The 17,638-nt window shown below is 66.5% G+C and carries 11 protein-coding genes; 10 read left to right on the forward strand and 1 reads right to left on the reverse strand.

Annotation, left to right across the window (positions count from 1 at the left end; all coding sequences use genetic code 11):
- Positions 1 to 8 precede the first annotated feature (8 nt).
- From ispD to QRM96_RS19110, 7 genes are all read left to right on the forward strand, one after another.
- The gene (ispD, locus tag QRM96_RS19080) at positions 9 to 788 is read left to right on the forward strand and encodes a 2-C-methyl-D-erythritol 4-phosphate cytidylyltransferase (protein ID WP_018762310.1); all 780 of its coding nucleotides are present in this window, start codon (positions 9 to 11) and stop codon (positions 786 to 788) included.
- An 8-nt stretch (positions 789 to 796) separates the two neighbouring features.
- On the forward strand, positions 797 to 1,297 hold the full coding sequence (ispF, locus tag QRM96_RS19085) for a 2-C-methyl-D-erythritol 2,4-cyclodiphosphate synthase (RefSeq protein WP_026264734.1): 501 nt from the start codon (positions 797 to 799) through the stop codon (positions 1,295 to 1,297).
- A gap of 9 nt (positions 1,298 to 1,306) precedes the next feature.
- Positions 1,307 to 2,773, forward strand: coding sequence for a cysteine--tRNA ligase (cysS, locus tag QRM96_RS19090; RefSeq protein ID WP_285320587.1), 1,467 nt, complete (start codon positions 1,307 to 1,309; stop codon positions 2,771 to 2,773).
- Positions 2,774 to 2,877: 104 nt separating this feature from the next.
- Positions 2,878 to 3,867 carry a 23S rRNA (guanosine(2251)-2'-O)-methyltransferase RlmB gene (gene rlmB, locus QRM96_RS19095; protein ID WP_109044715.1) on the forward strand — a complete coding sequence of 330 codons (990 nt, stop codon included), beginning with the start codon at positions 2,878 to 2,880 and terminating at the stop codon, positions 3,865 to 3,867.
- A gap of 92 nt (positions 3,868 to 3,959) precedes the next feature.
- Entirely contained in the window at positions 3,960 to 6,068 is a 2,109-nt protein-coding gene (glgX, locus tag QRM96_RS19100; RefSeq protein ID WP_285320588.1) for a glycogen debranching protein GlgX, read from the forward strand.
- Between the two features lie 32 nt (positions 6,069 to 6,100).
- Positions 6,101 to 6,589, forward strand: coding sequence for a guanyl-specific ribonuclease (locus tag QRM96_RS19105; RefSeq protein WP_285320589.1), 489 nt, complete (start codon positions 6,101 to 6,103; stop codon positions 6,587 to 6,589).
- A 7-nt stretch (positions 6,590 to 6,596) separates the two neighbouring features.
- Complete coding sequence (locus tag QRM96_RS19110) at positions 6,597 to 6,953, forward strand: barstar family protein (RefSeq protein WP_109044713.1); 357 nt, start codon at positions 6,597 to 6,599, stop codon at positions 6,951 to 6,953.
- Between the two features lie 72 nt (positions 6,954 to 7,025).
- Here the strand turns inward: QRM96_RS19110 and glgP are convergent, their stop codons facing one another.
- Positions 7,026 to 9,644, reverse strand: a complete 2,619-nt coding sequence (glgP, locus tag QRM96_RS19115; protein WP_285320590.1) for an alpha-glucan family phosphorylase — start codon at positions 9,642 to 9,644, stop codon at positions 7,026 to 7,028.
- Between the two features lie 192 nt (positions 9,645 to 9,836).
- Between glgP and QRM96_RS19120 the strand changes: the two genes are divergently transcribed.
- Genes QRM96_RS19120 through QRM96_RS19130 form a run of 3 tightly spaced genes read left to right on the forward strand, consistent with a single transcriptional unit; the run spans position 9,837 to position 17,336 of the window.
- The gene (locus QRM96_RS19120) at positions 9,837 to 11,879 is read left to right on the forward strand and encodes an alpha-1,4-glucan--maltose-1-phosphate maltosyltransferase (protein ID WP_285320597.1); all 2,043 of its coding nucleotides are present in this window, start codon (positions 9,837 to 9,839) and stop codon (positions 11,877 to 11,879) included.
- The gene (gene treS, locus QRM96_RS19125; protein WP_285320591.1) at positions 11,876 to 13,669 is read left to right on the forward strand and encodes a maltose alpha-D-glucosyltransferase; all 1,794 of its coding nucleotides are present in this window, start codon (positions 11,876 to 11,878) and stop codon (positions 13,667 to 13,669) included. Before QRM96_RS19120 ends, treS begins: the two co-directional genes overlap by 4 nt.
- Before the next feature lies 1 nt (position 13,670).
- A complete protein-coding gene (locus QRM96_RS19130) occupies positions 13,671 to 17,336 on the forward strand; it encodes a 1,4-alpha-glucan branching enzyme (protein ID WP_285320592.1) in 3,666 nt (1,221 codons plus the stop codon).
- Positions 17,337 to 17,638 lie beyond the last annotated feature (302 nt).

Genomic DNA, 17,638 nt, shown 5'->3' on the forward strand with positions numbered 1-17,638 from the left:
TAGTCCGCATGAGTGAATCAACGCCCCTGGTCACGGGAGTCATCGTGGTGGCCGCCGGTTCCGGGCAGCGGCTCGGCTACGGGATGCCCAAGGCGGCTGTCCCCCTCGGAGGCGAACCGATCCTGATGCATGCCTTGCGGGGCATCGTCGCCTCCGGTGTTGCGAGCCAGGTCTGCGTGGTGCTGCCCGCAGGGGACGAAGGCCTGCGCCGTCTCTGCGGCAGTTTCCGGGACGAACTGGCCGACGGCGGCCCCCTCCTCACCCTTGTGGACGGCGGCGCCACCCGGGCTGACTCCGTCCGCGCCGGTATGGCTGCCCTGATGGACGGCACGGAAGCGGTCCTGGTCCATGATGCCGCCAGGGCGCTGACGCCCGAGTCCGTCTTCCACCGCGTAACGGAAGCCCTTGCCGCCGGCGCTGCCGCCGTCATTCCCGTTCTCCCCGTCGTGGACACCATCAAGACCGTTGCAGCCACGTCCGGGGGGGACAGCGTTTTCGCGCCGGAGGTGGTCACGGGAACGGCCCGCCGCGAGGAACTGCGGGCCGTTCAGACACCCCAAGGATTCACCCTCGACACGCTGGTGCAGGCGCACCGGTCCGCCGAGGGCCTGGACCGGCGGGAGTCGGCGGCCGTCACCGATGACGCAATGCTCGTGGAGATGCTGGGGACGCCGGTCTACGCTGTCCGCGGCTCAACCCAGTCGCTGAAGATCACCACGCCGCTTGACCTGATCTTCGCCGAAGGGCTCCTTGAGGGTCCCCTTGGCGCCCGGTGGGTGGAAGGGTGAGCGCGGACATGATCCTGCCGCGGACCGGTGTGGGTATCGACGTCCATGCATACGCCGCCCACGGCAAGGACCGCCCGTTGTGGCTCGGCGGACTCTTCTGGCCCGGCGAACGCGGCCTGGCCGGCCATTCGGACGGCGACCCGGTGGCCCACGCCGCAGCGGATGCGCTGTTCTCCGCCGCCGGCATCGGCGACCTTGGCACCCACTTCGGCACCGACCGCCCGGAATTCGCCGGTGCGTCGGGTGTGACGCTGCTCGCCGAAGCGGCGCGGATCGTCCGGGCTGCGGGTTTCGAGATCGGCAATATCGCCGTCCAGTTCGTGGCCAACCGGCCGAAGTTCGGTCCCCGCCGGGAAGAAGCTCAGCACGTCCTCTCAGAGGCCGCCGGTGCACCGGTGAGCGTCACTGCCACCACCAGCGACGGCCTGGGATTCACCGGCCGTGGCGAGGGCATCTCCGCGGTGGCTACCGCCTTGGTCTACCCACGGACCAGCGGCACCATCGGCTAGTCTGGAGCGGTGACCCTGCGCTTCTATGACACCGCCTCCGCCGAAGTCCGGAACTTCACCCCGATCGTTGAGGGCAAGGTCAGCCTCTATTACTGCGGGGCCACGGTGCAGGGAATGCCCCACGTGGGGCACATCCGTTCCGCCATCGCCTTCGACCAGCTGACCCGCTGGCTGCAATACCGGGGCCTTCGCGTCACTGTGGTCCGCAACGTCACGGACATTGACGACAAGATCCTCGCCAAATCCGAGGCATCATTCGCGCCGGACTTCATCCCCGAGCGGGGAGAAGTGCCGCGGGAGGAGTGGTGGGCGCTGGCATACCGTTACGAGCGGGAATTCCTGGCGGCCTACGACACCCTCGGCGTCTCCCGCCCCACGTACGAGCCCCGGGCCACCGGGCACATCCCCGAGATGCACGCCCTGATCCAACAGCTCATCGACCGCGGCCACGCCTACCCCGCGCTGGACGAATCAGGCGACGTGTACTTTGACGTCCGTTCCTGGGGCAACTACGGGGCACTCACCCGGCAAAACATCGACGACATGCAGGCAGCGCCCGACGCCGATCCCCGCGGGAAGAAGGATCCCCGCGACTTTGCGTTGTGGAAGGGTTCCAAAGAAGGCGAGCCGGCCACCGCCAGCTGGGCCTCGCCGTGGGGTGCGGGGCGTCCGGGCTGGCACCTGGAATGCTCCGCCATGGTCACCAAGTACTTGGGAACTGCCTTCGACATCCACGGCGGCGGACTGGACCTGCGTTTCCCGCACCACGAAAACGAGATGGCCCAGTCGCAGGCTGCGGGACATGGCTTCGCCAACTTCTGGATGCACAACGGCATGGTGACCTACCAGGGCGAAAAGATGTCCAAATCCGTTGGGAACACCATCAGCCCCACCGAAATGCTGGAACTCGCTTCCCCCCGGGTTGTCCGCTACTACCTGGGCCAGGCCCACTACCGCTCCGTCTTGGACTACCGGCCCACGTCCCTCCAGGAAGCCGCTGCCGCCGTCGAACGCATCGACGGGTTCCTGGCGAAGGCCGTGGCGCGCTTCGGCGCTGATTTCGGGTTTGTGGCCGGCGGCTCCGCTGACCCGGCTGAGGCACTGGACGCGTTTTCAACTGCGATGGACGACGACCTGAATGTTCCCCGTGCCCTGGCGGCGCTGCACGAGGCCGTGCGGGCCGGGAACACGGCCCTGGCGGACGGGGACGACGACGCTGCCCGGAAAGCGATGTACGCCGTCGTCACCATGACCGACGTCCTGGGCCTCAACGCCGTCGCCGGTTCCGGGCAGGCGGGCAGCCGGGAGGCCGACGCCTTGGGCGTCCTGGTGGAGGCGCAGCTGGCGGCCCGTGCCGCTGCCCGTGCCGCCAAGGACTGGGCTGCTTCCGACGCCATCCGGGACACCCTCAACCATGCCGGCGTCCTGGTGGAAGACGGCCCGGACGGTGCCACCTGGAGCCTCAAGCGGGACTGATCAGCCACTGCCCCTGAGCACGCCCGCAGCCCCCGCGCGTCGATTTTTCTTCGGTCAGTAGACTGATAGGCAGACTCAGTCAGCACAATCAAGGGTGGAACATCATGGCCAACAATGGTCGCCGATCGGTTAAAGCGAAGAAGGGCCCAACCATCGGAACCGGTGGCCATGGCCGCAAGGCCCTCGAAGGCAAGGGCCCGACGCCCAAGGCCGAGGACCGTCCGTACCACAAGGCGCACAAGGCCAAGCAGCTGGCCGAACGGTCCGCAGCCAAGCGCAGCCCGGGTGCACGCAGCGCCGGTGCCGCCAAGTCAGGCCCCAAGGGACGCGCCACCGAAGAAGTGGTCACCGGCCGCAACTCCGTGGTCGAAGCGCTCCGCGCGGGCATCCCGGCCAAGGCCCTGCACGTGGCCATCCGCATCGAGATGGACGACCGCGTCAAGGAGTCCCTGAAGCTCGCCGCCGAACGCGGCATACCGCTGCTCGAAACCGGCAAGCCCGAACTGGACCGGATGACCGACGACGCCGTCCACCAGGGCCTGGTGCTCCAGATTCCGCCGTATGAGTACCAGGACGCGTACGAACTGGCCGAGGAGACGGTGGAGAAGTGGAAGAAGGGGCACGTCAGCAACGCGCCGCTCTTCGTCGCCCTTGACGGCATCACCGACCCCCGGAACCTCGGAGCGATCATCCGTTCCGTCTCCGCGTTCAGCGGCCACGGCGTCATTGTTCCGGAGCGCCGCTCCGTCGGTGTCACGGCCTCGGCCTGGAAGACCAGCGCCGGCGCGGCGGTCCGCGTCCCCGTTGCCCGCGCCTCCAACCTGAACAACGCCCTGAAGCAGTTCAAGGGCATGGGCATCTTCGTGCTGGGGCTCGACGGCGACGGCGACGTCTCGCTGCCCGACCTCACTTTGGCCACCGAGCCGGTGTGCATCGTGGTGGGCTCGGAAGGCAAGGGCCTGAGCCGCCTGGTCCGGGAGAACTGCGACCAGATTGTCTCCATCCCGATCGACTCCGCCATGGAGTCCTTGAACGCCTCCATGGCCGTGGGCATCTCGCTGTACGAGGTCTCCCGCCAGCGCGCGGCGGGGTAGTGGCCCACCGCCCCCGGTGCGGGGGCACGATTGCCTTGCAGTGCCGGGGTGACGGGGCAGGTCAACCGCCCCGGGCGGCTATCATTTAGGTGATGGTCATGCCGCTTTTCGACACCGCATCCACCATGGACGCCTCCTCGGCTGTTCCCCTCGGTGTCAGTGTCCCGCGCGTTGATTCCGGCGGTACACGCCACCACGCCGGCGGCCGCGCCAATGTTGCCTGTTTCGCGCCAGCCGTGCCCAGCCTGGACATCGTGTACTGCCCCCCGGGCGGCCAGTGGCGGTCCCGGACCCTGCCGAACGTGGCGCGCGGCGTCCATCACGGCATCGTCGAGGACCTGCCCTTTGGTTCGCGGTACGGGTTCCGCCCGTCCTCAGACCGCCGGCCCCTGCCGCCGCACGCCTCCGCCTCGGGAAACGGGGACGACGCCGGCAACCCGCCGTTGCTGCTGGACCCGTACGGCCGGGGGGTGGACGAGCAGGACGGACTGCTGGCCAGCGTCCGGACCGCACCCGATTTCGATTGGGGATCGGACGAGCGTCCGGCCCTGCCGTGGCGCAACACAATTCTCTATGAAGCCCATGTCAAGGGCCAGAGCAAGCTCTACCCCGACGTGCCTGAGGACCTACGGGGCACCTACGCCGGCATGGGCCACCCAGCCGTGGTGGAGCACCTCACCGGCCTGGGCATCACTGCCGTGCAGCTCCTGCCTGTGCACTTCCACCTCGACGAGCTGCACCTGCAGGACCTGGGGCTCACCAATTACTGGGGCTACAACACCGCCGCGTTTTTCGCCCTGCACCCCGGCTACGCCACCCGTGCCGCCCGGGAAGCGGGCCCGCAGGCTGTCCAGGACGAGTTCAAGGGCATGGTCAAGGCCCTGCACGCCGCCGGACTCGAAGTCATCCTCGACGTCGTCTACAACCACACAGCGGAGGGAACCCAGGACGGTCCGGTCATCAGCTTCCGCGGACTGGGGGAGCAGGCGTACTACCGGATGGACAGCCACGGAAAGTACGTGGACACCACCGGGTGCGGCAACACCTTGAATTTCGGCGAACCGCATGTGGTCCAACTGGCGGTCGATTCACTGCGGTACTGGGTGGACGAGTTCCACGTTGACGGTTTCCGGTTCGACCTTGCCGTCACCCTCTGCCGGAACGCCGGGAACGAGTTCGACCCCAACCACCCGTTCCTCACCGCCATCGCCGCGGATCCCGTCCTCTCCGGCGTCAAACTGATTGCCGAGCCGTGGGACATTGGCTACGGCGGCTGGCAAACCGGGCGGTTCCCGCCAGGCTGGGTGGACTGGAACGACCACTTCCGGGACGCCGTCCGGACGTTCTGGCTGGCGGACCGGGCAGCCATGGATGCGGGCGGCCACGGCGGAACCATGGCCAAACTCGCCGATTCGCTCTCCGGTTCGGCCGGCCTCTTCCAGGCATCCGGCCGCTCACGGCTGGCATCCGTGAATTTCGTTACCGCCCACGACGGCTTCACCATGAACGACCTCGTCTCCTTCGACAGGAAGCACAACGAGGACAACGGTGAAGAGAACAGGGACGGGCACGGCGACAACCGCAGCTACAACCACGGCGTGGAGGGGCCCACCGAGAACGGCCTGATCCTGGCCAGGCGCGCGCAGTCCCGGCGCAACCTGATGGCGTCACTGATGGTCTCGCTCGGAGTCCCCATGATCACTGCCGGTGACGAGCTGGCCCGGACGCAACTGGGCAACAACAACGCCTACTGCCAGGACAACGCCATGACCTGGCTTGACTGGACCTTGACCCCGGAGGCGCACGAAATGCTGCGCAGCACCAAGCGCTACATCCGGCTGCGCAAGGAATTCCTGGCCGCCCAGCCCCATGATTTCCCCGTCCGGGACGAGCAGTCCTACCTTTACTGGTTCGACCAATTCGGGCAGCCGATGTCCGCTGAACGCTGGAACGATCCGCACCACCGGGTCCTGCAACTCCTGCTGGGCGATGACGGCGGCGCCCTCGCCGGGCTGGTGGTGGTGAACGGCGGTGCCACGGATGTACAAATCACGTTGCCGGACCTCGGGCGGGCGGCGCCGAGCCTTTTCGAGCTGCGCCTGACCACATCGCCGCTCCATGAGCAGCGGCAGGGCATCCGGGTTGCCTCGGGCGAGACCGATGTTGCCGAGGCCAACTCCATCAGCATCTACCGAACCTAGACCCAGTACAACCGGCCGGCAGGTACACCCCAATGCGTAACCGCTCCATGCTTCCCTTGCTCCTTACCGCCCTGGTGGTGCTGGCGCTGGTGGCATTCGGCGGGGCCGGGCTGTTGGGCGGCCAAGGGGAAGGCACGACGCCGGGCGCGGCCTCCGGAGCGAGTACGGCTCCCGGCGGCCCGGGTACGCCGGCGCCGGGAAAGAGCGCGGCGCCACACCGGGGAGCCAACCCGTCCAGCCTGCCGGAGATCCGGGAGTCCGCGCTCCCCGTGGAAGGACGCCGCGTCCTGGCGCTGATCCGGGCCGGCGGCCCGTACCAGTTCAGCCAGGACGACCAGGTGTTCGGCAACTTTGAGCGCGTCCTGCCTGCACGGGACCGGGGTTACTACCGCGAGTACACGGTTCGAACCCCCGGCGAACCGGACCGGGGCGCGCGCCGGATCGTGGCAGGCAACGGCGGGGAGAAGTATTACACCGGAGACCACTACGCGACATTCAAGTACATAGCGGAAGGCAGCTAGCGCACCCATGAAAATTCTTTCCGGCGACACCTGGACCCTCGAAGAGCTGGAGGCGCAGGTAGCGGACGCCGGGCGCCGCAGCCTTGTGGTCCCGCCGGCCGACAGCAAACGCGCCGTCCTGGAAACCTTCGGCGAGGTCCTGGACTTTCCTGAGCACTACGGTGTGAACCTGGATGCGCTGAACGATTCGCTGCACGACTTCGCGGACGACATCACGGACAACGGCAATCCGCCGGTGACCGTCCTGTGGCAGGTTGCGGCCCCGTTCCGCGCTGACCGGTCGTTCGGGATCATCTGCGAGATCCTGCAGGACGCAGAACGGTACGCGGGCAAGGACCTGGCCGTCACGGCTGTCCTGCTCTGAGGCTCCTGGCTCCAAGCCGAGGGCTTCGCAAGCACCTGGTGTCCGGCCGGCCGGGGCAGGCCGGACACCAGGTCAGGCGTTGACGATCAGGCCGAGCTCCGCTTTCGAGGCCAGCGCCTCGTGCCGGGGCAGCACCCGGACCGTGTAGCCGAACGGTCCGGAGCGGTCGATCAGCAGTGAGCCGCTGAACAGGTGGCGGCCGCTGCCCAGGTCTTCCTTCACCTGCAGTTCCATCATGGTGATGTCCGCAAGGGTGTCATTCTCCTCGGCCCTTCCGTAGGCCACCTCGACGCAGACATCTTCCGGAGTCAGTGCGTTCAACGCCACGTACGCATTGACCTGAAGGGTGTCGCCGATCTGCGGATCCTCCGAAACGCCCACCGAATCAACATGCTCCACGTGGACCTGCGGCCAGGTGCCGCGAACCTTGGCAGACCAGGATGCCAGCGCCCGGGCCTGCGCATATGAATTCGCGGTGGCGCTGCGCCCGGCGTCAGCCGCCGGGCGGTAAAGGATGTTGACGTAGTCCCGGAGCATCCGCTCGGCGGAGACCGCGGGTCCCAGGTGCGAGAGCGTGTGCTTGATCATGGATACCCAGTGCGTGGGAACTGTCTCGCTCCGGGTCGTGGAGGGGCCAGCCGCCCCCGCACCATCGGACACCGTGCTCCCGTAGAAGCGCGGCGCCACCTGGGTTTCCAGCAGTTCGTACAGGGCGGCGGCCTCGATGTCGTCCCGCTCCTCCGGGGATGCGTCGTTGTTGGCCGTCGGAATTGCCCAGCCGTTCTCGCCGTCGTACATCTCGTCCCACCAGCCGTCCAGGACGGACAGGTTCAGCGACCCGTTCAGGGCGGCCTTCATGCCCGATGTACCGCAGGCCTCCAACGGCCGCAGCGGGTTGTTCAGCCACACATCGCAGCCAGGGAACAGCGTCCTGGCCATCGCGATGTCGTAGTTGGGCAGGAACGCGATGCGGTGCCGGACCTCGGGGTCGTCAGTGAACCGCACCAGGTCCTGGATCATCTTCTTGCCGGCGTCATCGGCAGGGTGGGACTTTCCGGCGATGACCAACTGGATGGGGTGGTCCTTGTGCAGCAGGAGTGCCTTGAGCCGCGCAGGTTCCCGTAGCATCAGGGTCAGGCGTTTGTACGTGGGCACGCGGCGGGCAAACCCGATAGTCAGCACGTCCGGGTCCAGGACGTTGTCCGTCCAGCCCAGCTCGGCGTCGGCCGCACCGCGCTTCTTCCACGCAGCACGGAGCCTGCGGCGCACATCCTCCACCAGTGCCGCCCGCATTTCGCGGCGCAGCGCCCATACGTCGGCGTCGCTGACGTTGTAGGCCAGGTCCCATTTGCCCAGTGCTTCCGCTTCGCTGCCGAACTGGTCCCGTGCCAGCTTGGAGATTCGGCTGTCCACCCACGTGGGGACGTGGACGCCGTTGGTGACGGAGGTGATGGGGACCTCGGAGTGGTCGAAGCCCGGCCACAGGGCGGAGAACATCCCGCGGGACACTTCGCCGTGCAGTTTGGCCACGCCATTGGCGCGCTGGGCAAGGCGGAGGCCCATGACGGCCATATTGAAGACGGCGGGGTTTCCGTCGGCGTAGTTTTCGCGGCCCAGTTCCAGGATCCTGTCCAGCGGGACGGCGGGTGCCAGGCCGGCCTGGAAGAAGTGGCTGATTTGGGCGATCTCGAACCTGTCAATGCCCGCCGGGACCGGGGTGTGGGTGGTGAACACCGTGGAGGAGCGGCCGGCGGCCAACGCCTCGTCGAATGTCAGGGCCTGTTCCCCTGACATCAGTTCCTGGATGCGTTCAATGCCCAGGAATCCTGCGTGTCCCTCGTTGGTGTGGAACACCTCCGGGGCGGGGGACCCTGTCAGTTTCTGGAATGCGCGCAGGGCCTTGACACCGCCCATGCCCAGCAGCAGCTCCTGCTGCAGCCGGTGGTCACCACCACCGCCGTACAGCCGGTCGGTGATGCTCCGCGCGGCGTCGTCGTTGCCGGGCACGTTGGAGTCCAGCAGGAGCAGCGGGACGCGCCCGACGTCGGCACGCCAGATATGTGCCAGGAGCCGGCGTCCGTTGGGCAGCGGGAGCGCTACCTCCAAGGCCTTTCCGTTGCCGTCCGGGGATGGCTCGCGGAGCAGTGTGAGGGGCAGGCCGTCGGGGTCCAGGACAGGGTAGGTCTCCTGCTGCCAGGCGTCCCGGGACAGTGACTGCTTGAAGTAGCCGGCCTGGTAGAGCAGGCCCACACCCACCAGGGGAACGCCCAGGTCCGAGGCCGCCTTGAGGTGGTCGCCGGCCAGGATGCCCAGGCCGCCCGAGTACTGGGGGAGGACCTCGGTGATGCCGAATTCGGGCGAGAAGTAGGCAATGGCGGCGGGTGCCTCCGGGCCCAGGCCCTGGTACCAGCGCGGCTCCTCGAGATACCGGTCAAGGTCCACTTCGGCCGCGCGGACCCGGTCCACGACGGACTGGTCCGCGGCGAGCCGCTGGAACTCCTCCCGGCTGACCATGCCCAGGAAGCCGATGGGGTCCTGCCCGCTTTCCTCCCACAGGCGCGGGTTCAGCCCGGCGAAGAGCTCGCGCGTGGGGCGGTGCCAGGACCACCGCAGGTTGCTGGCCAACCGGGCCAGCGGCCGGATGGGCTCGGGGAGGACTGTACGGACCGTAAACCTGCGGATTGCCTTCACCTGCGCCACACTAACCGACAACCTGCCGGGCCGGAACAAGCTTTGGGTTTCTTTTGGGTAAATGACAGGGGCGTGAAGAAATTGGGCGGCGGCGCGATGGATTTTAGGGAGCAGCCTTAGCAATCCTGGGCATTTCTCGCTAACGTCGAGCCTGTGACGACTAACTCAGGAACCAGTGCCGCATCCACCAAAATGCCCCAGCGCCGCATCACCGAGGGTCTGCGGTTCGGGCGTTTTCCCATCACCAATGTGCAGCCCGTCGTCGACGGCGGAAAGGTCCCCGCCAAAGCCCTCCCCGGCGAGGCCATCGTTGTGGGCGCCACCGCCTTCCGGGAAGGCCATGACCAACTTGGTGTCAGCGCCCTCCTCCTGGACCCCACGGGTGCAGAGCGGCAGCGGGTCCGGCTTTCCCCGCCCCGCGGGGAACGCGGAATGGGGACCGACCGTTGGGAGGGCGTCCTCACGCCGTCGGAAACCGGCGACTGGTCCTTCGTCATCGAAGCCTGGCACGACCGCTACGGCACCTGGCACCACAACGCCGAGGTGAAGATCGACGCCGGCATCGACGTCGAGCTCATGCTTGCCGAAGGTGCCAAGCTGCTCGGTGAAGCCTCCGCGGAAGACTTCCGGGACGAGGTGGACCAGGCGGCCCTCCGGCATGCCTCGGAGGTCCTGGCTGACCAGTCCCGCAGCACTGAGGAACGCCTCGCGGCCGGGTTCGGCCAGGAAATCGCGGACATCGTTGCCCGCCAGCCCATCCGCGAACTGGTGACCGTCTCGGAGAAGTTCCCCCTTCTGGTGGAGCGGGACCGGGCAGGCCGGGGCGCTTGGTACGAGTTCTTCCCTCGGTCCGAAGGCGCTGTCAAGGACCACAACACCGGCGTGTGGACCTCAGGAAACTTCCGGACGGCAGCCCGCCGCCTCGACGCCGTCGCGGCCATGGGCTTCGACGTCCTCTACATGCCCCCGATCCACCCCATCGGCGTCCAGCACCGCAAGGGGCCCAACAACACCCTCGTGGCCGGCCCGCATGATCCGGGTTCGCCCTGGGCCATCGGCGCCAAGGAGGGCGGCCACGACGCCATCCACCCCGATCTCGGTTCCTTCGAGGACTTTGACGCTTTCGTGGCCCGCGCCAACGAACTGGGCCTGGAAGTTGCGCTGGACCTGGCCCTGCAGGCGGCCCCCGACCACCCCTGGGTGCAGACGCACCCCGAATGGTTCACCACCAGGGTGGACGGCAGCATCGCCTACGCGGAGAATCCGCCGAAGAAGTACCAGGACATTTATCCGCTGAATTTCGACAATGACCCGGAAGGTCTTTCCCGCGAAATTCTCCGCATTGTGCTGCTGTGGGTCAGCCACGGGGTAAAGATTTTCCGGGTGGATAACCCGCACACCAAACCGGTGTGGTTCTGGGAATGGCTTATCGCCGAGGTGAATAAGGCCGTCCCCGGCGTCGTATTCCTCGCCGAGGCATTCACGCGGCCCGCCATGATGCACGCCCTGGGCCGGGCAGGCTTCCAGCAGTCCTACACCTACTTCACCTGGCGCAACACCAAGAAGGAGATCGAGGCGTACTTCGACGAAGTCAGCCACGAATCCCCGGCGTTCTTCCGCCCCAATTTCTTCGTCAACACCCCTGACATCCTCACCGAATACCTCCAGTACGGCGGTCCCGCGGCATTCCGGATCCGGGCGGTGCTTGCCTCCACCGGAAGCCCGCTGTGGGGCGTCTACGCCGGCTACGAACTCTACGAGCACGTTGCCCGGCCCGGCGCCGAGGAATACATCGACAACGAAAAGTTCGAGTACAAGGCGCGCGACTGGGAAGCCGCCGCGGAGTCCGGGCGCTCGCTGGCACCGTACATCACGCGGCTTAACCACATCCGGCGGGACCACCCGGCCCTCTTGGACCTGCAGAACCTGACGGTCCACCAGAGCACCGACGAATCCACGGTGGTCTACTCCAAGCACAAGACCCTCCCCGACGGGACCAAGGACACCATCATTGTCGTGGTGAACGTGGACCCCCACGTCACCAAGGAATGCAGCGTCTTCCTGGACCTGGCAGCCCTGGAACTGGACCCGCAGGACCGCACCGCAGGCGGTGGCTTCTACGTGGACGACCTGATCTCCGGCCAAAGCTGGGAGTGGGGCGAGTACAACTACGTGCGGCTCGACCCGCACGTGGAACCGGCCCACATCCTGAGCGTGAGGAGAATGCATTCGTGAGTTTCAATCCGCAAAGTTCCGGCCATTTCACCCCAAAAAGCACGTTCGAGCTAAATGCGCCCGGCCTTCAGCATGACCCCCTGTGGTACCGCAAGGCCGTGTTCTACGAGGTACTGGTCCGGGCCTTTGCGGATGCCAACGGCGATGGGTCCGGGGATTTCTCCGGACTCATCGACCGGCTGGACTACCTGCAGTGGCTGGGCGTCGACTGCCTTTGGCTGCCCCCGTTCTTCCAGTCACCGCTGCGCGACGGCGGCTACGACATCTCGGACTACAACTCCGTGCTGGACGAATTCGGCACCATCAGCGACTTCAAGCGGCTCGTGGCGGAAGCCCATGCCCGTGGCGTCCGGGTCATCATCGACCTGCCGCTGAACCACACCTCCGACCAGCATCCCTGGTTCCAGGAATCCCGGAAAGACCCCGACGGCCCCTTCGGCGACTTCTATGTCTGGAGCGACACGGACGAGAAGTACCAGGACGCACGCATCATCTTCGTCGACACGGAGGAATCGAACTGGACGTTCGATCCCATCCGGCGGCAGTTCTTCTGGCACAGGTTTTTCAGCCACCAGCCGGACCTGAACTTCGAAAACCCCAAGGTGATCGAGGCCGTCTTCGACGTCGTCAGGTTCTGGCTGGACCAGGGAATCGACGGGTTCCGTGCGGACGCCATCCCCTACCTCTTCGAGGAAGAGGGCACCAACTGCGAGAACCTGCCCGCCACCCACGAGTTCCTCCGCAGCCTGCGGGCCATGGTGGACGAAAGCTACCCCGGCCGGGTGATCATCGCCGAGGCAAACCAGCCGCCCAATGAGGTGGTGGAGTACTTCGGGACAGAGGAGGAACCCGAATGCCACATGGCGTTCCACTTCCCGATCATGCCCCGCCTGTACTACGCCCTCAGGGACCAGAAGGCCGCGCCCATCATCGAAACCATGCGAGACACACCGGACATCCCCGACGGTGCCCAGTGGGGGACCTTCCTGCGCAACCACGATGAGCTGACCCTGGAGATGGTCACCGCTGACGAGCGCGCGGCCATGCTGGGCTGGTACGCGCCGGACCCCCGGATGCGTGCCAACATCGGCATCCGGCGCCGGTTGGCGCCGCTGCTCGACAATTCGCGGGCCGAGATCGAGCTGATCAACGCGCTCCTGCTCTCACTTCCGGGGAGCCCGTTCCTCTACTACGGCGACGAGATAGGGATGGGGGACAACATCTGGCTCGAGGACAGGGACGCCGTCCGGACCCCCATGCAATGGAACCCGGACCGGAACGCGGGGTTCTCGCACGCCGATCCCGGCAAGTTGTACCTGCCGCCCATCCAGTCGCTGGTGTACAACTACGGCATGGCCAACGTCGAAGCCGAGGCCGCCCACTCCGGGTCGCTGTTGCGCTGGACACGGCAAATCCTCAGCGTCCGCAAGAACCACCCCGCGTTCGGCCTTGGCGGGTTCAAACACGTGCAAGCAGACCACGACGCCGTCCTGGCGTACCTGCGCGAGCTGCCGGCCAACAACCCGGCCGGGGCCCCGGCCGAAACAATTTTGTGCACCTTCAACCTTTCCCAGCATCCCGTGGCCGCCACACTGGCCGTTCCCGAGTACGCGGGGAGGGGGCTGCGCGATGTTTTCGGCGGCCAACCCTTCCCGGGCATCGGTGATGACGGAAGCCTCACGTTGACCATCGGAAGCCATGACTTCTTCTGGCTGCGGATGCGGACGGCGGGGTCGAACCCGTCTTCGCCCTACACCCAGGCCATGCCCATCCTGTCGATAGAGAACTGAGATGAACCAGCCAATCCTCACTCCCGCCCTGACCGCGCTGCTCAAGGAATGGCTGCCGCAGCAGCGTTGGTTCCCCATCAAGACTCCCGACTTCGCCATGTCCCAAGTGGGCAGCCTGGGCCTGGCGGACCCCACCGGCCACGCAGCTCTGGCCGTGTTCCTCCTCAGTGCCAGCACGGACGGGCCCGACGGCGGCCGCCGCACCACCGTGGTCCAGGTGCCGTTGAGCTTCCGCCCGGCACCGGCCGGTGGCATGGAACGGGCGCTCGTGGGCGAAGCGGCAGGAACCGACCCCTCCCGCCCTTGGGTCTACGACGCCGTGCACGATCCCGATTTCGTCGGCGCCTGGCTGGAACTCATCCGGCAGCAGGACAAGGCTGCAAGCGGGACCGCCACCGGACACCGCGTGGCCGGCCCATACCGGCTTCCCACCGCCAAAGGGGTGGTGAAAGTGCTGTCCGGAGAGCAGTCCAACAGTTCAGTCATTGTGGACGATGGCGAATCGGCAGCGATGGTGAAATTTTTCCGGGTGCTGTCTGACGGGACAAACCCGGAGATCGAAGTCGGGGCGGCGCTGACCACCGCCGGTACGCCCGAAGTGCCTGCAACCCTTGGCTGGGTCCGCGGAGAGTGGCTTGGGCAGGGCAAGCCCGTCCAGGGCGAGCTTGCGGTAGCCCACGAATTCCTGGCCGGCGGCCGTGATGCCTGGCGGCTGGCAGTGGACGCAGCACGCCAGGGTGCCGACTTCACGGCGGAGGCACGGGCCCTCGGTGCCGCCACGGCCAACGTGCACCGGCGGCTGGCGGAGGCTCTGGGGCAATCAGTGGAGCCCGGCGCCGGCAAGGGCATCGGACCCGCCGTAGCCCACCGCGTCCGCAGCGCCTGGGCGGAAGCCCGTGCCGCCGTCGGCCCCTATGACGCCGCATTGGATGCCCTCCTGGCCGGCCTTGACGGGGCGCCCACGGGCCCCCTGCAGCGCATCCACGGCGACCTCCACCTGGGCCAAATCCTGCAGGTCGCAGGGCAACCCGGTGGACATTCCCGGTGGGCCATCCTCGATTTCGAGGGCGAACCGCTGCGGCCCATCGCCGAACGGAACGTCCCCGACGTGCCCCTTCGCGACGTCGTGGGAATGTTGCGGTCGTTCGACTACGCGGCCGGCGCCGCCCAACGCGAGCAGGAAGGCGCCCAGGTCCCGGACACCTGGGTGGATGACTGCGCTGACGCCTTCCTGGAAGGGTACGGGGCCGTCATTCCCGGCACGGTGGACCGGACCTCGCCCTTGTTTGTGGCATTGTGGCTGGACAAGGCGCTGTACGAAGTTGTTTATGAAATGCGTAACAGGCCCGACTGGCTGGCGATCCCCGTGAATGCCTCCAGGCGGCTCCTGAGCGGTAATGGCACCGGCGATCAGGCCGGCGCAGCATCGGAAGGTAACGAAATGACAGGCTCAGCACAAACTGACCGCCCGGGGGTGCCGCTGCACGTGGACGAAGGCACCTTGGGCAAGATCGCGAACGGTGAACACCACGCGCCCCATTCCGTCCTTGGCGCGCACCTGGACGACTACGGCCACGTCACCGTCCGGACCGTCAAGCACCTGGCCGAAGCAGTCACCGTCGTCACCCAGGCCGGCGAAGTTCCCATGGAACACGAGGCCCACGGCGTGTGGGTTGCCGTGCTGGAACCCGTGCAGCAGGGTCATGTCCCCGACTACCGGCTCTCGGTCACGTACCCGGGCAAAGAGCCGCTGACGGTTGATGAGCCGTACCGCTACCTGCCCACTGTAGGAGAAGTGGACCTCCACCTCATCGGCGAGGGCCGGCACGAGAAACTTTGGGAAGTCCTCGGCGCCCACGTCCGGCACTACAAGTCTTCGCTGGGGGACGTCAACGGTGTTTCCTTTGCCGTGTGGGCTCCCAACGCACAGGCCGTCCGCGTCAAGGGTGATTTCAACGCCTGGGACGGACGCGAAAACTCGCTCCGCTCGCTGGGATCATCCGGGGTGTGGGAAGTCTTCATCCCGGGTGTGGCAGCGGGCGCCTGCTACAAATTCGAAATCCTGACCCGCGGCGGATACTGGGTCGAAAAGGCCGATCCCCTGGCGTTCGGCACCGAAGTTCCCCCGCTCACGGCCTCCCGGGTGGTGGAGCCGTCCTACGCTTTCAAGGACGACGAATGGATGGAAGCACGCGCCCAGCGCGATCCGCACAACTCGGCCATGAGCGTGTACGAAGTGCACCTGGGCTCCTGGCGGCTGGGACTTGGCTACCGGGAACTGGCCAAGGAACTGGTGGAGTACGTCAAATGGCTGGGGTTCACCCACGTGGAGTTCATGCCGGTGGCGGAACACCCGTTTGGCGGCTCCTGGGGCTACCAGGTCACGTCCTACTTCGCGCCGACGTCCCGGTTCGGCCACCCCGACGAGTTCCGCTACCTGGTGGACACGCTTCACCAGGCCGGCATCGGTGTACTGCTGGACTGGGTCCCGGCCCACTTCCCGAAGGACGCCTGGGCGCTGGCACGTTTCGACGGCGAGCCCCTCTACGAGCACTCTGATCCGGCCCTCGGCGAGCACCCGGACTGGGGGACCTTGATCTTTGACTTCGGCCGCACCGAGGTCCGGAACTTCCTGGTGGCGAACGCGCTCTACTGGCTGGACGAGTTCCACATCGATGGCCTGCGCGTGGATGCGGTGGCGTCAATGCTGTACCTCGACTACTCCAGGAAGGAAGGCGAGTGGCGGCCCAACCGCTTCGGCGGCCGGGAAAACCTGGAAGCGATCTCCTTCCTGCAGGAAGTCAACGCCACCGTCTACAAAACACACCCTGGCGCCGTCATGATCGCCGAAGAGTCGACGGCATTTCCGGGGGTGACTGCACCCACGAGCCACGGCGGCCTCGGCTTCGGCCTGAAGTGGAACATGGGGTGGATGCACGACTCGCTCAAGTACATCTCGGAGGACCCCTACAACCGCAGGTGGCACCACGGCACGGTGACGTTTTCCCTGGTATATGCGTTCACGGAGAACTTCCTGCTGCCCATCAGCCACGACGAAGTGGTCCACGGCAAAGGTTCCATGCTCCGTAAGATGCCGGGCGACCGCTGGCAGCAGCTGGCAAACCTTCGCGCGTTCTTTGCCTACCAGTGGGCGCACCCCGGCAAGCAGCTCATCTTCATGGGTACGGAATTCGGGCAGGAAGCAGAATGGTCCGAACAGCACGGACTGGACTGGTGGCTGGCAGACATTCCGGCGCACAAGGGACTGCAGCTGCTGACCAAGGACCTCAACGAGTTGTACAAGTCAACGCCGGCGCTCTACACCCAGGACAACGTCGCGGCCGGGTTCCAGTGGATCAACGGGGGAGACGCCGACCGTAATGTCCTCTCGTTCATCAGGTGGGGCACCGACGGCGAACCGATCGTCTGCGCCATCAATTTCTCCGGCGGCCCGCATGTCGGCTACACCTTGGGCGTGCCATCGGCCGGCGCCTGGACTGAGGTCCTCAACACCGACCACACCACCTACGGCGGCTCCGGCGTCCTCAACAGTGGTGGGCTGACAGCCACCGCCGAAGGACAGGACGGGCAACCGGCCACCCTGACGGTGACGTTGCCTCCGCTGGGCGCGTCCTACTTCAAGCCGGGAGCACCCGCCTCGGCCTGATCGCCCAAGGACACTCCGCAGTGAGTTAGAAGGGCCTGGAATCCGGCAGGATTCCGGGCCCTTCGCGTTGGCGAACCCGGCCGGTCGAGGAAAGCCCAGGCAGCCGCTCCACGCCGACTGGCGATCCCGAGTAAGTGGTGGTAGAGTTTATTTCCGCGCTGCTCCACGGAGTCAGGCGGACAACCGATCCCCCAAGCTTATGCTGAGGAAGATCGCGGACGCCGATTTGACACGCTGGAAGTCAGCCGGTAAGTTTGGAAAGTTGCTCCGGAGCGATCTGCGACTGGTTTTTGGTTGTGGTG

The organism is Pseudarthrobacter sp. lyk4-40-TYG-27, from assembly GCF_030209295.1.
Taxonomy (GTDB): domain Bacteria; phylum Actinomycetota; class Actinomycetes; order Actinomycetales; family Micrococcaceae; genus Arthrobacter.

Bases quoted from the DNA above. Each gene is read 5' to 3' on its own strand.
- ispD (WP_018762310.1), top strand. From the start codon at position 9: ATGAGTGAATCAACGCCCCTGGTCACGGGAGTCATCGTGGTGGCCGCC.
- ispF (WP_026264734.1), top strand. From the start codon at position 797: ATGATCCTGCCGCGGACCGGTGTGGGTATCGACGTCCATGCATACGCC.
- rlmB (WP_109044715.1), top strand. From the start codon at position 2,878: ATGGCCAACAATGGTCGCCGATCGGTTAAAGCGAAGAAGGGCCCAACC.
- glgX (WP_285320588.1), top strand. From the start codon at position 3,960: ATGGTCATGCCGCTTTTCGACACCGCATCCACCATGGACGCCTCCTCG.
- QRM96_RS19105 (WP_285320589.1), top strand. From the start codon at position 6,101: ATGCGTAACCGCTCCATGCTTCCCTTGCTCCTTACCGCCCTGGTGGTG.
- QRM96_RS19110 (WP_109044713.1), top strand. From the start codon at position 6,597: ATGAAAATTCTTTCCGGCGACACCTGGACCCTCGAAGAGCTGGAGGCG.
- QRM96_RS19120 (WP_285320597.1), top strand. From the start codon at position 9,837: ATGCCCCAGCGCCGCATCACCGAGGGTCTGCGGTTCGGGCGTTTTCCC.
- QRM96_RS19130 (WP_285320592.1), top strand. From the start codon at position 13,671: ATGAACCAGCCAATCCTCACTCCCGCCCTGACCGCGCTGCTCAAGGAA.